General features: G+C 62.4%; 9 protein-coding genes. 2 read left to right on the plus strand and 7 right to left on the minus strand.

The window, feature by feature from the left end:
- Nucleotides 1–22 precede the first annotated feature (22 nt).
- Nucleotides 23–2,611, minus strand: coding sequence for a DNA polymerase I (gene polA / locus JST30_15200; protein MBS1715674.1), 2,589 nt, complete (start codon nucleotides 2,609–2,611; stop codon nucleotides 23–25).
- 204 nt (nucleotides 2,612–2,815) lie between these two features.
- Here polA and JST30_15205 point away from each other — a divergent pair, with 204 nt between their 5' ends.
- The gene (locus JST30_15205; protein ID MBS1715675.1) at nucleotides 2,816–3,148 is read left to right on the plus strand and encodes a TfoX/Sxy family protein; all 333 of its coding nucleotides are present in this window, start codon (nucleotides 2,816–2,818) and stop codon (nucleotides 3,146–3,148) included.
- Nucleotides 3,149–3,209: 61 nt separating this feature from the next.
- On the opposite strand, the gene JST30_15210 is transcribed toward JST30_15205, so the two are convergent.
- The 6 genes from JST30_15210 to prfB form a co-directional block, all read right to left on the minus strand.
- Nucleotides 3,210–4,865: an AAA family ATPase gene (locus JST30_15210; GenBank protein ID MBS1715676.1), complete on the minus strand. Its 1,656-nt coding sequence runs from the start codon at nucleotides 4,863–4,865 to the stop codon at nucleotides 3,210–3,212.
- 38 nt (nucleotides 4,866–4,903) lie between these two features.
- On the minus strand, nucleotides 4,904–6,136 hold the full coding sequence (locus JST30_15215) for a diguanylate cyclase (protein ID MBS1715677.1): 1,233 nt from the start codon (nucleotides 6,134–6,136) through the stop codon (nucleotides 4,904–4,906).
- An 88-nt stretch (nucleotides 6,137–6,224) separates the two neighbouring features.
- Nucleotides 6,225–7,208, minus strand: a complete 984-nt coding sequence (locus tag JST30_15220; protein ID MBS1715678.1) for a hypothetical protein — start codon at nucleotides 7,206–7,208, stop codon at nucleotides 6,225–6,227.
- Nucleotides 7,209–7,422: 214 nt separating this feature from the next.
- Nucleotides 7,423–8,682, minus strand: coding sequence for a cytochrome c family protein (locus JST30_15225; protein MBS1715679.1), 1,260 nt, complete (start codon nucleotides 8,680–8,682; stop codon nucleotides 7,423–7,425).
- On the minus strand, nucleotides 8,679–10,292 hold the full coding sequence (locus tag JST30_15230; GenBank protein MBS1715680.1) for a DUF1573 domain-containing protein: 1,614 nt from the start codon (nucleotides 10,290–10,292) through the stop codon (nucleotides 8,679–8,681). The genes JST30_15225 and JST30_15230 overlap by 4 nt, the downstream gene beginning before the upstream one ends.
- Before the next feature lie 37 nt (nucleotides 10,293–10,329).
- Nucleotides 10,330–11,446, minus strand: a protein-coding gene (gene prfB, locus JST30_15235) for a peptide chain release factor 2 (protein ID MBS1715681.1) whose coding sequence is annotated in 2 segments (ribosomal slippage) — nucleotides 10,330–11,373 and nucleotides 11,375–11,446 — 1,116 coding nt in all. Because the reading frame shifts where the segments join, the coding sequence is not laid out codon by codon here.
- Between the two features lie 75 nt (nucleotides 11,447–11,521).
- Here prfB and JST30_15240 point away from each other — a divergent pair.
- The gene (locus JST30_15240; GenBank protein MBS1715682.1) at nucleotides 11,522–13,045 is read left to right on the plus strand and encodes a hypothetical protein; all 1,524 of its coding nucleotides are present in this window, start codon (nucleotides 11,522–11,524) and stop codon (nucleotides 13,043–13,045) included.
- The last annotated feature ends 116 nt before the right edge of the window (nucleotides 13,046–13,161 follow it).

Raw genomic sequence — 13,161 nt, forward strand, 5'->3', positions numbered from 1 at the left:
GAGGACGATCGTACCGGGCCTGTCAGAGTCCTGTCATTTCCAGCCAGTTCGGTCCAAGCTTGCCGTCGACTTCGACCGGGACCTGCAACGGAAGCGCCTCTTCCATATGGCTCTTGAGCCGACCGAGCAACGGGTCGCCCGCACCGATCGGCTCCGCGACTTCGAAGACGAGTTCGTCGTGGACTTGGAGCAGCATGCGGTGGGGCGATCCGGCGAGGTCTCGATGGACCTGGATCATCGCGAGCTTGATCATGTCGGCGGCGGTCCCTTGGAGCGGGGCGTTCATCGCTTGCCGTTCGGCGTACAGACGGACGCCCCTGTTGGCCGAATGGATGTCCGGGAAAAGCCTTCTGCGTCCGCACAGTGTCGAAGTGAACCCTTTGGCACGCGCGTCCTCGATGACTCCTTGCGTGAACGCGCGGACGGCGGGGAACCGGTCGTAGTACTGCTTGATCAACTCCGCAGCTTCGGTCCGAGAGAACCCCTCGCCGAGCTGATTGGCGAGTCCGAAGTCGGTCACACCGTAAAGGACGGCGTAGTTGAGCAGTTTCGCTAATCGGCGATGGTCCTTGGTCACGTCCTTTTCGTCCACCTTGAACATCAAGGCGGCTGTGACCGTGTGGACGTCGACGCGCTTTTGGAAGGCTTCGACGAGGTTCGGGTCAAGAGACATGTGGGCGAGGACGCGCAGTTCGATCTGGCTGTAGTCGAACGAAGCGAGCCGCGTTCCTGGAGCGGATTCGAAGGCGCGCCGGATCTGGCGCCCTAGTTCGGTCCGGACAGGGATGTTCTGGAGGTTCGGGTCGATGCTCGAGAGGCGTCCGGTCGCAGCGACCGTTTGGTTGAACGTCGTGTGCACCCGGCCGTCAGCTCCGATCATCCTGGGAAGCGCGTCGGCATAGGTGCTTTTCAGTTTCGTGAGCTCACGGTAGTTGACGACCTCCTGGGCGATCGGATGGTCGATCTCGACCAAAATCTCGGCCCCTGTCGCCCAACCCGTCTTCGTCTTCTTCCCGCCTTGGATCCCCATTTTTTCGAAGAGGACTTCGCCGAGTTGCTTCGGCGATCCGATGTTGAACTCCGTTCCCGCCAGCTCGTACACCGTTCGTCGGGACTGGTCGATCGAGACGTCGAGGGATTTACTGAAGTCCTCGAGATACGTCCGGTTGACGGTGATCCCTGCCAGCTCCATGTCGGCCAGGATCGGGATCAAGGGTAGCTCGATACCATCAAGGACTTCGGTCTGCCCCTCTGCAGCGATCTTCTGCCGCATCGCCCTTTCCAAGTGAAGAAGGCCGACCGCCCGTTGTTCAGGCGTCCTTGGGCGGGTGTCCAGATATCCGCCGCACAGGTCGTCCAGATCGTAGTGCGTCCGCCCGGACTGAAGGACGTATCCCGCAAGCATCGAATCGAAACCGGGAGCGGCTTCGGGCCGTCCTGCAGCCGTTTTGTAGAGCGGCTTGAGGTCGTGGCCCCGTGCCTGGCCCGGCGCCCGAAGGAGGAGCCGGACGGCGTCCTCGAACTTCGCCTTCCTGACCTCCCCGCCGACAGCCACGTAAGCCTCGCGGCCTGCGGCCTCTTCGAACATCGAGGGCTGGTCATTCCCGTCTGCGAACGTCAGGGCGAACGGTTGCGACCCCACCCAGGCATTGAGGACGGTGAAGCCGGCTTCGCCGAGGAGGGTCGCCTCGATGGTATCGGGCCCCATCACGACCAGATCCTTGGCTCCGTCCGTCATGTACGGCTGGAGGGCCGCTTCGAGCCTCTTCGCCTGCGACTTGAACTCGAGCGATTCGACCATCGCACGGACCTGGTGGACGTGCTCGACATCAATGTGGAAGGGAGCGAAATCCCATTCGACGGGGACGTTCCGGTCGATCGTCGCCAGCATCTTGCACAGCATCATCTGGTCGACCGACGGTTCGATCTTCTTCCTGTACTTCTCTTCGACTTCCGACAGTCGGTCGCGGAGCTCTTCGACCGGTCCGAAGCGTTGGACGAGGAGCGTCGCGGTCTTGTCGCCGATTCCGGCGACCCCAGGGATGTTGTCGCTACTGTCGCCGGCGAGGGCCTTATAATCGATGAGGCGTACGGGCTCGAACCCGTACTTTTCCTTCACCGCTTCCGGAGTGTAGAACGTGGCTTCGGCCCCTCTGATGCCCGGCATCATGACGGTGACGCAATGGTCGACGAGTTGAAGGTTGTCGCGGTCGCCCGTGACGATCGTCGTGTCGTAACCGTTCTCCTCGGCAAGTCGGCTGACGGTTCCGACGATGTCGTCGGCCTCGTATCCCACGATCTCCATGACCGGGATGTTGAGGGCGGAGATCATCTCGCGGCTGGTCTCCAACTGGCTGATCAGTTCTGGCGGCGTCTCGCGGCGGGTGCCCTTGTACTCTGGAAACTCGGCATGGCGAAAGGTCTTGCCCGGCGCGTCCAGAGCGACGACGACCGCGTCGGGTTTCAGTTCTCCGAACAGTTGGAGAAGGGTGTTCACGAAGCCGAAGAGGGCGTTCGTCGGTCGGCCGTCGCTCGTACTCAGGAAGCGGGTGCCATAAAAAGCCCGGAACAAAAGGCTGTACCCGTCGATGACCACGAGCCGCTTCGGCATGGGCTCGAGGGTACCCGCCGCCTGGCCTGCGGCCGGCTCGACGGGATCACGGCCCGCGGTAAGGGCCAAGGCCGGGCTCCTGAAGTTGACGACAAGGTATCATCAGAGTGTCTCGTCTCTTGCACGTGGAGAAGGAACCGACGGTCGATCTCAAGGAAAGGCCGTTCTTTTCGATCCGAAACGTACAATTACGGGGGCAGAAACATGGTTTACCGGCCGATTCGCTACGAGCAGATGATGAAGGCCGCCGAAGGACTGGATGTCCGGGCACGGCGGATGTTCAACGGAATGGCGATCTACTCCGGGGAAAAGATGTTCGCCTACCTCGTCGACGAAGACATCGGACTCAAGCTCAGCCCTGAAGACTACGAGGAAGCGCTCCAGATCAAGGGAGCGGAACCGCTCCGGGCCGACCCCCAGTCCGAGCCGATGCGCGAGTACGTGCGGATGCCCAAAGCGGTCCTTGACGATTACGACGGATTCTGTGACTGGGTGCAGAAGAGCGCGGCGTACGCCAACAAGCACACTGTCCACTGAGACTTGAGATCCCAGAGAAAGGGAAGGCCCGACCGGATCTCCGGTCGGGCCTTCTTCGTCGTCAGACGACGGTCTTGCGGACGAACGTGTCACCGGATTCCGTGCGGACGGTCTTCACGTTGACGACGGTCTCCGGTTCGAAGTCGAGCAGTTTGAGCCAATCTTCGACCGCGTCCGACTTCGGGAAAATCTCGTTCTCCCGGTATTCAGCGGCCACGGCTTCGTGCAGGTCCTCTTCTCGGAGACCGGTCTGGTCGTCCGCACCCTCGGCGGAAACCGCCCTTCGGATCGCGGCGTCTTTAGCCCGGTCGACGATGGACTTTAACAGGGCTCCGCTGACCATGTCACGCCAATGGAGCGTCTTCGTCGTCCCGTTCCTCATTTGAACGCGCATGAACTCGGTGTCTCTGTCCGAACGCCATAGGAAAGCAAGGGTCGACTCGATCAGGGCCAGACGGGCGCATTCCGGTTCGACGTGCTCTTTGACGAGTGCAGGTTCGAGGGGGAGCCTGTCGTGCAGGTAGATGCCCAGGATGTCGCGCGACGCCTCTTTGTCGGGCCGATTGACCTTCACCTTACGGTCGATCCTCTCAGGCCTCAGGATCGCCGGGTCGATGTAGTCCGGGCGGTTCGACGTCAGGATCAAGACGACGTTGTCGGCCCCGACCATGCCGTCCATCTCGGCGCAGAACTGTGGCACGACGGTGTTGCTGATGTTCAGCCACCGGCCGCTGGACCGCGTGCGCAGGATCGATTCCGCCTCGTCGATGAAGAGCACGACGAGCCGGCCGTCTTTCGCCTGCTCACGGGCTGACGCAAAGATCTCGCGGACCATCCGTTCTGTCTCGCCCAGCCACATGTTGAGGACTTTAGGGCCGCTGATATGGAGGAAACACTCCTTGACCTCTTGTCCCGACCGTTCGGAGTACTCCTTGGCCAAGTTGTGGGCGACGGCCTTCCCGAGCAACGTCTTGCCGCAACCCGGAGGCCCGTAGAGAAGGATGCCTTTGATCGGCTTCTTGTCGAACTTCCTGTACAGGTCGGGATAGAGCAACGGATGTTCGATCGTTTCGCGGATCAGCGCGATGGCTTCGTCCTGCCCGCCGACTTGGTCCCACGCGATCGGAGGCACCTCCTCCATGAAGTACTCGCGGGTCTCTTGGTGGGCGAAATGCTCGACGGCGACGCGACCCGAACTGTCGGTCCGGACCTCGTCGCCTGGCTTGATCTTCGCTTCCTTCAGGCCTTCGCTGCGGAACAGCAGCCGCCCTTGCTGGTTTTGAGGATCGGTTCCGACCCGGATGCGACCGTCGTCCAAGGCCTCGGCGACCTTCGTGACATGGCCCGTCTCGCCAGCGGGCAGGACTCCCGTCACGGCATAGGCGTCGTTCAGGCGCACCCGCACCCCGGTCTGGAGTTCTCTGCGGTCGATCTTAGGATCGACGTTGGCGACGTACTCGGTGTCTCCCAAGACGACGAGCGCGAAGGCGTCGTCGACGGTCTTCAGGAACACGCCGATCTTGTTGGCGGGCGCCGTCAACTTTTCGTAGGCCTCTTCAAAAGCTTTTAGGGCTTCTTCTGCTTCCGCATGAGCGTGGGCGTCGGTCTCTAAGGTGCGACGAAGCTCGGCTAAGTAGGCATGGGCCTTCGCCTCCTCCTTGGGAACTGATGTTTCCAGGCGTCCGAGAAGTTCAAGGGCCGCCGATGCTGGAGTCATAGATTCATTCTACGGCGAAACGACCGAGAACGATGGACTTACATCAGACCCGAGCGGACAAGGTCCTGAGCACCTTTGAGGAGGCAGTCGGTCAACGCGTCGCCCAGGGCCGAGTAGACGCCGTCCGGAGACGACGCGCTGGACCGGACCTTGACGGAGCCTTGCCTCATCGAGACCACGGCGTCGACGATGGCGACCGGCCGCCCGTCCCACCGACGGTAGACCACGGCGTCTTCCAACTCGGCCTGGATCTCAGGCCGGATCTTGTTCAGCGCCCGGGACACGGCACGGGCCGCTAGCCCCAACAGGTCGTCGCTATCTCCCGTGACGGCCGCCATCGCGCTCGTCCCGCTCAGAGAGACCGAAGCCATCGCGGTGCACGTGCCGTTGTCCCGTTCGACCTCGACGATGCACGTCCGTTCGACGGGTTGCCCCGTCTCGGGACGTCCTGAAGGCGAGGAACGGAGGGGCTTGTTCGCCATGCAGTCCCGGCTGGCCAGGTTGATCAGGTTGTCGACGGTCGACGCGTAATGGATCCGCTCTCTTTCCCGCGTCCGCTTTCCACCGGAGACGCCGACGCTGTAGGTCACGTCTTCGGCCACCCCTTCGACCCGCAAGGAACCCGTCAGATCGTGGGTCACGCTGGCCTCGACCTCGATCCGGGGCCGTACGGACCCCAGGACGAACTCGTCACCACCGTACCGGACGAGGATGTCACGGTCCGAGTCGGCGATGCGTGTGAGCGACTGGGCCATCGCCTTGATGATGCGGTCGCCCACGATGTGCCCGTGCCGCTTGTTGTAGGCGCCGAACCCGTCAAGGTCGAAGAACACGAGCGTGATCTCTTTCCCGGCATCGAGCGCGTCCGAGCCCCAATCGCGTAAGCGGTCGCTCCAGGAAAGGCCCGTCATGGGGTCCCACGAACGTCCGAGTTCGACGAGCAGTTGTGTCGCGGTCAGGAGACCGACGAAATCGTCGCCCCTCATGACCGGGACGAAGTCAAGGCCGTTTTCCACGAAAAGCCGCGCTGCGTACCGCACCGGGCTCGATTCGGGCATGTCGAGGACGAGGGTGGCGATGATGTCCCGCACGGGAGCGTCCGGTGCGGACAGGAGGGCCCTCTCCCTCGTGACGACTCCTCGGAAAGCGCCGTCGTCGATCACGGGCATGACCCGGACGCCGTGCTCGTTCATCAAGCGGACGGCCAAGGAGACCGTCGCCAGCGAGGAGACGGATTCCTTGATCAGCGCGAGATCGCCGATAGTCCTCATGATGATCGTCGTCAGGGGCCGCCACGAGCTCCTTGCCCCTTGGGCCTCTGACGAACGATCTTCTGCAACTACCTCGCCAAGTACGGCCTTAGTCCTCCTCAAAGCCCAGAAGTACCGCACTTCTACAGGCGTCGACGAGGCGTGCCGCCTCAGGCTCGGAGAGCCGCCGTCTGACCATCAGGGCCTGGCCGTAGACCGTGCTCGGCGACACTCCCATGAACGCCGCGACCTCTCCTTCGCTCAAACCCATATCGTCCAACATCAAGAAGCAAGCGACTTCGCTTGCATTGAAGACGGTCGTCACCGGGCCTATCGTCCGAACGACCGCTTCAAAAACATGGTCACGAGGGTCCCATCCTTCGTGCCCCATCAAGTATGGACTCAGGACGCCACAAGCAGGGATGACGTCCTCAGGCCGGCTCCAGTCAGAGCGGTCGAGCCTGAGGCGTTGAAGAGCGCCTGCGATCGACCGACCGTTACCGTGGAGGTGCCTCGCGATGAGCTTGACCGTCGTCCAAGACAGTTGCAGGCCGACCCTCTGGGCGATCTGGATGACGACCTGTGCCCGGTCTCCGACGCCGGGTTCACGGAGTTGGGACATGACCCAGGCTCCCGGACACGGCAGCATCGCGCTCAACTGGCTGGACCCGCCCACCATGCTACAAGCGAGCAACGTGGGCTTGCCCGTGCGGAGCCGGAACTCGACGAGCTGCTTAAAGTGGTGCCTAGAACGCGGATGGGACAAGACGTCTTGGATGTCGTCCAAGATGATCGGGCCTTGGTCGGGGCCGCGCTTGGCCTGTTTCAGCCAAGCGAAGGCGGACTGGACGGGGACGCCCATGGTCTCGCTCACGGCGATCAAAAGGTGGGACTTGCCCCAACCGGACGGGCCGTATACGGCGACGAACGGTTCGGTCCCGCCGGCAAAACGCATGCCGGCCTCGATCGATTCGATGTTCGAGGAGAGGGTCGTCAGGGAGTGCAGACTGGCCGCCGTCCGCCCTGAGACGGCTTCCGACAAACGAGGACGCTTGTCGACCGGTCGTGAATGCTCCAGCAAAGATTGCAGCATGGCTATCGCTCGAAGTCCGGTCGGCCCCCCGCGCCGCCGGCTCCTGCCGTTAGCATTCTCCTAGGAGTCGGAGCCCGCGGTCAAGGCCCAGAGAGTCCCGCCGCAGTGGAGAGTTGGTGCTCAAGCCTTGTACATATCCCCGTGAATTCGCTGATAATGATGAACTTCGCGTTAAAGGACTGGACTTTCAGCGGCTTTCCGCAAGTTTTCCACACTAGTGCCTGATCTGGGGCCAGTAGGTGTCGAATTCGAACTTAGGGCTATGGTCGCCGACATGGCAGCCTTGGCAGGACTTTGGCCCGACCGTCCCCATCTTCGCGCCGCCAGGATCCTTGGCGTGGGCCGCCCCTGGTCCATGACACGACTCGCAACCGACGTCCGCCAGGCGCGGCGTCGTCGCGCGGTCCATGAAACCCTTTGTCGATCCCAGCCCCACGACGTGACAGTGCACGCAGTCCGGATCCCGGTCGTGATGGACGTCTTCGAGGGTTTTCAGGGCCTTCGCATGTCCGGACGCCTTCCAAACCTTCATCGCGTCGCTGTGGCAGTCGCCGCACGCTTCGCTGCCGGCAAAGTCTGGACCGTCGGCACGGGGGATCCGCTCGAGCAGCTTCTCCTCGGTCACGCGGTCAAGGTATCGAAGGTTGGCCCGTGCCGCGTCGTCATCGTCTTTGAACTCGGGGCCTAGCAACAAGACTCTGTAGTCGCGGAACGATCGGCCGTCCCAGGACACGGACACGAGCACCCGCCCCTTTTCCCCCGGCGTCAACAAGACCGTCGAGCCTTCGGTTTCAGCTTTAGCGCTCGGCGGCGACGACCCTTGGTAGACGATGGCGGCCAAGCCGGGCCGCGACTTGGCGACAGCCCTCGCCATGTCTTCGTCCCCGGCGAAAAGCAAGACAGGGGCAAGCCCCTTGGCCTGAGCTTCGGAAAGCAGCTCGGAGACCGCCTTGTCCGGATCGACCTTCGATTCGCCGAGCTTCGCAGCCAGGGCGTCCGGATTCGTCTCGACGGCACCGATCAGAAAGGGTCCCGACTCTATGAACCGCCGGTATTCGAACGTCGGGGATTCGGCGATCGACGACGTGACCAGTGCGTTTCCCGAGAGCCTGTCGATCGAACCGAGCTGTCCGAGACCAAGGCGGGCTTCCCGACCTGTCAGGTGGACAGCGTCGGCCCCGGCCAGCTTAAAGGTTTCGGCCAAGGTTTCGGCCTTCAGTTCGTCTTGGCGTTCGACGGCGTCGACCAGCCCGCCGTTGACGACGACGACGGTCTCGCCCTGCTCCCTTAGGGCCTTGACGGCGGACGCCCAACGGGCGACCCCTCCGGCCATCGGTTTTGTACAGCCACAAGGGGCCAGATATCCGAAAAGGTCTCCGGCGACGACCAAGGTCGTCCCCTGACTCTCCGGGGACTTCGCGAACATCCCGAAAGCCAGGCTGCAGACGCCTGCGGCCAGGACGAGCAGCTTCATTTGAAGACGGCCCGGACCGGTACGACGAGCACAGGTTGTTTGGGATCGTCGGTCTTAAGGGTCACGTTCCCGGTCAACTCTCCGAACGGCGCCTTCTCGGACAGCAGGACGGTCACCTTGTAGCCGCCGCCCCGTCCGATGTCGTAGGACGCCGAAATGAACTCGTTGTCGGACGAAACCGACGTGATCTTGAACGGCTTGCCCGGCCTGTTCACCACGAAGTAAGCCGCATAGTCCTTCTTCGGGATCTCACCGAAGTAGATCCGCTCGGGCTCGACAAGGATGCCCCATTGGACGGAGAAGGTCGCGATGAGAGACGGGTTCTCCGGCGAATCGGTCTCGACGACGACGCCGGCCGGGATCCTGCCTTTCTGTTGGGTCGGGCTCAGGAGGAACGAAATCTTGTACCCCTTTCGAGGCAGGGCGTCCTCGCCCTTCATCGGGTCGGCCATGACGCCTTCCCACGGGGCGAACTCGGCGGCGCCCGGGATGCCGGTCACTTTGACCGACTTGACCTTGAACGGTTTGGACGGGTTGATCGCGAGGAAGACGTCTTGCTTGGACCCGACGTCGTCCATCACGATGAAGTTGCCGCCGGCCGGCGAGATGAACTGGTACGCCGGGACGAACCGGGACACGATCGGAATCCGACGGTTGGGCGTATCGGGATCGTTCGTGAACACTTCAAAGGCCTTGTTGAACGCACCGGGGAACAGCGACGTGTCGACGTCGACGTAGATCACGCCCACTTGGCCCGGCATGACCTTGGGCGGGCACGTCAAGTGGATGCACCCGCACTCAGGGACGGCCTTCAGAAGCAACGGGCTGTTGCCCCGGTTCGACACCTCGACCGTGAACTGGAGCGGGTCTCCGGCGTTCATGTCGGCGTGCTTCAAGACCGTCGGGCTGATCATGGCCGTCGGCTTCGTGGCCTTTAACTTGACTTTGTTCTTGGCCGCGTCCCGAAGGGTGTCGGCAAAGGCGAGAAGCTCTTCGGCCAGTCTGCCGTCGTTCAGGTTGCCGTGAAGACGGGCGTCGGCCAGAGTGTCGATCCGGCCCATATAGCCTGCGACCCGAGGGTTCCGAGCCAGGCCCAGGTAGGCGCCGATCGCGTAGCCGACCTCGTTCTGCACCTGACGTGGCCCGATCGCCACAGGCGGCGTGTCGCGTTTCAGGGCGATCACGGCTTCGATGCGGGGCTCGCTCTCCGAATCGGAGGTGAAAAAGGCGGCTCCGGCGGGAAAGACCCCGTCAGGCGGGGGCGGGAGCGTCTCTTTGAACCCGACCTTGACCTCGCCCTTGTCCGAGATCCGGACTTGAAGGCCTTTGACGAACTTGCCCCAGTCCTGAATGGCTTCGTTGCAGGCCGTCAGGTACACCGACTTCATCCGGGCCGGGATCGCGTTCGAGTCCCAGTGCAACGTGAACTGTCGCTTCGGCAGACGGTCGGCGAGCTTCGCGGCTTCGGCGAACTTGCCCTGTTCGAGCAAGGTCTCGACCTTATAAGCGGTCGCCTGGAACTCGCCCGAACTCCCAAGGGGCAGACCGGGAGCGGCGTCTTGCGCCCCCGTTCGGGCGATCAAGAGTCCTGCAAGGAAGAGAGTGCTCATATGTGGTCCTGGATTAGACGGGCCGACGGGGCCCCGATTACTCGATAAAGGTGTCGCCTGAGGGCGGTCGTCTCAGGAAGGCGTCCATGAAACCCGTCAGATCACCGTCCAACACGGCCGTGGTGTTCCCGGTTTCATGACCTGTCCGATGGTCCTTCACCATAGTATAAGGTTGAAGGACGTAACTCCGGATCTGCCTGCCCCATTCGGCAGGACCTGTGTCCCCGCGGATCGCGGCCATCTTGGCCGAGTCGGCGTCACGTTGGATCTCGGCCAAGCGGGCGGCCAGGATCTTCATGGCGCTCGCGCGGTTCTTGTGCTGGCTCCGCTCGTTCTGGCAGAAGGCCACGAGGCCTGTCGGCACGTGCGTGATCCGGACGGCGCTTTCGGTCTTGTTGACATGCTGACCGCCCGCACCCCCGGCCCGGAGGGTCTCGACCTTCAGGTCGTCGGGGTCGATGTCGACTTCCGAATCCTCGATTTCAGGCAAGGCCTCGACCTTGCAGAACGACGTGTGACGACGGTTCGCGGCGTCGAACGGCGAGATCCGGACGAGTCGGTGGACGCCGTGCTCGCTCTTGAGGTAGCCGTAAGCGTTAGGCCCGGAGACTTCGAAGCTGACGTTCCGGAACCCGGTGACGTCGCCCGGAGTCTCGCTCAGCATTTCGACTTTGTAGCCTCGCTCCTCGCCCCAACGGGTGTACATCCGGAAAAGCATCGAAGCCCAGTCACAGGCCTCGCTTCCCCCTGCGCCCGCGCTGATCTCGACGAGCGCGTTGCGGTCGTCGTGCTCTCCACTGAGTAAGGTCTCTAGCTCGTACTTATCCAGATCCTTGAGAAACTGGACCGTGTTCCGGTCGGCTTCCTTCTCGAGGTCGACGTCCGGGTCTTCCGCCAGCATCTCGTAGAACTCGACGATGTCCGATCGGCGCTTCTCGAGTTCGAGCATCGGGTTGGCGCGACCCCGCAGCCGCGACAGCTGGCGTAGGGCCGCTTGTGCGGATTTCGGATCGTTCCAAAACTCGGGTGAAGACGACTCTTCTTCGAGCTTCGCTATCGTGCGCTGTAAGCCGGGGACGTCAAAGATGCCCCCTGATAGCGTCCAGTCTCTCGCGAGCACCGGACAGCGCTTCATGCTGCTCTGGGGTCAACATGCGGCGAGGTATACCAGCCGCTGGCGTCCGGTATGAGCCGCATGGCGCGGGCCGGACGTCTAGGACAGGAAAGCCATGACTCTTTTCGGCCGCCTATCGGCCTTTCTCGTTTGCACCGCGTTCACGGCCGTGCCGTCGTTCGCCCAAGTTCAAGAAAAAGCTGTCGCTCCCGAGGGGGACGGATACCTGACCGGCCCGTTCGTCGACACGACGACACGGTTTTTCCCTCAGATCGACACGTCCGTGCGGCTCTGGCCGGTGACGCCGAGAAACCCCAAGCGGAGCCCCGCAGTCCCGGGCGACGTGCCGAACGCCCTTCCGATTTCGAGCGCACCGTCCAAGATCGGACCGGACACGGGAGCAAAGTTCCCCGGCATGGGGGCGACCGTTTACAACCCGCCCGACCCGTGTATCGCGGTCGGTTACTCCTATATCGTCCAAGTCGTCAATTCGGACGTCGCGTTCTTCAACAAATCGGGAACGAAACTTTTTCAGCAGCACCTCGACGGGAACGGCTTTTTCAGCGGGGTCGCCCAGACCGACTTCATCTTCGACCCGCGGGTCATTTTCGACCAAACGAGCGGCCGGTTCATCGTCCTGGCGATCGAGCAGGACGACGCCACCCAGAACAGCGGGATCCTACTCGCCGTTTCGGCCACGAGCAATCCGAACGGGAACTGGACAAAGTACCGGATCAACGCTAAGATCTCCCGCAATTCGAAGACCTATTGGTTCGACTATCCTGGGCTGGGTTACAACAAAGACGCCCTCATCGTGACGGGCAACATGTTTTCGTTCGGCGGCAACGCCTACGGGTTCGTGACGTCCTATTCGATCAAGAAAGCGGGCCTGCTCTCGGGCGGCACCGCGTCGTACAACTATTGGTTCCACGACAACCTGTTCACGATCCAGCCGGGCAAGTGTCTGGAAGGCGTGACGGCCACGGCTTATGGCATTTCGCTCAAGACCACGTCCTCGGTCGCGGTCTCGGCGTGGCGCAACCTGACGGGGACGCCGTCTTACGTCGAGACGACGGTCACCGTTCCATCGTACTTGAACTTCTTCGGCTACTGTACGAGCAGCGGCGGTGGGACCTTGGACGCCCTTTCCGACCGGATGATGGACTGCACGTTCCGGAGCGGCTACCTCTTGGCTGCCCACACGGTCAAGGTCGCGAGCAACGACAACCGCGCGATGGTCCGTTGGTACGAATTCTCGGTGGGTTCATGGCCGACGTCCGGTTCCGTGACCCGCCGTCAAAGCGGGAACATCGCCTTGGCCGCGCCGAACAACCTCTTCATGCCCGCCATTTGTCGTAACGGCGTCGGCGGGATCTCGATCATTCTGACGCGGTGCAACCCGACGCGCCCTGCGGACCTCTATGGGGTCTCCCACCGTTCGACCGACGCGTTGAACACGATGGGGCCATTGAGTTTCATCGCGTCGAGCGGCCACAACCCCGGCTTCAACAGCCGCTGGGGAGACTATCAATCGATCGTCATGGACCCGTCCGACGCCAAGCGTTTCTGGGCGTGCGGAGAAGTCCTCGAAACCAATGGAAAGTGGGGGACGAGGATCACGAACTGGATGGTCCCGTAAGGACTTTCTAAAGAAAAGACCTCGTTCCGGGGCCAGAGGTTTTGTTCCGGCCCCGTTGTTCTGCTAAAGTACAGACAGGCCCCACGCGTCCCGCGGAGGAATGGCCGTCAGGACAG

The organism is Armatimonadota bacterium (assembly GCA_018268395.1).
GTDB lineage: Bacteria > Armatimonadota > Fimbriimonadia > Fimbriimonadales > Fimbriimonadaceae > JAEURO01.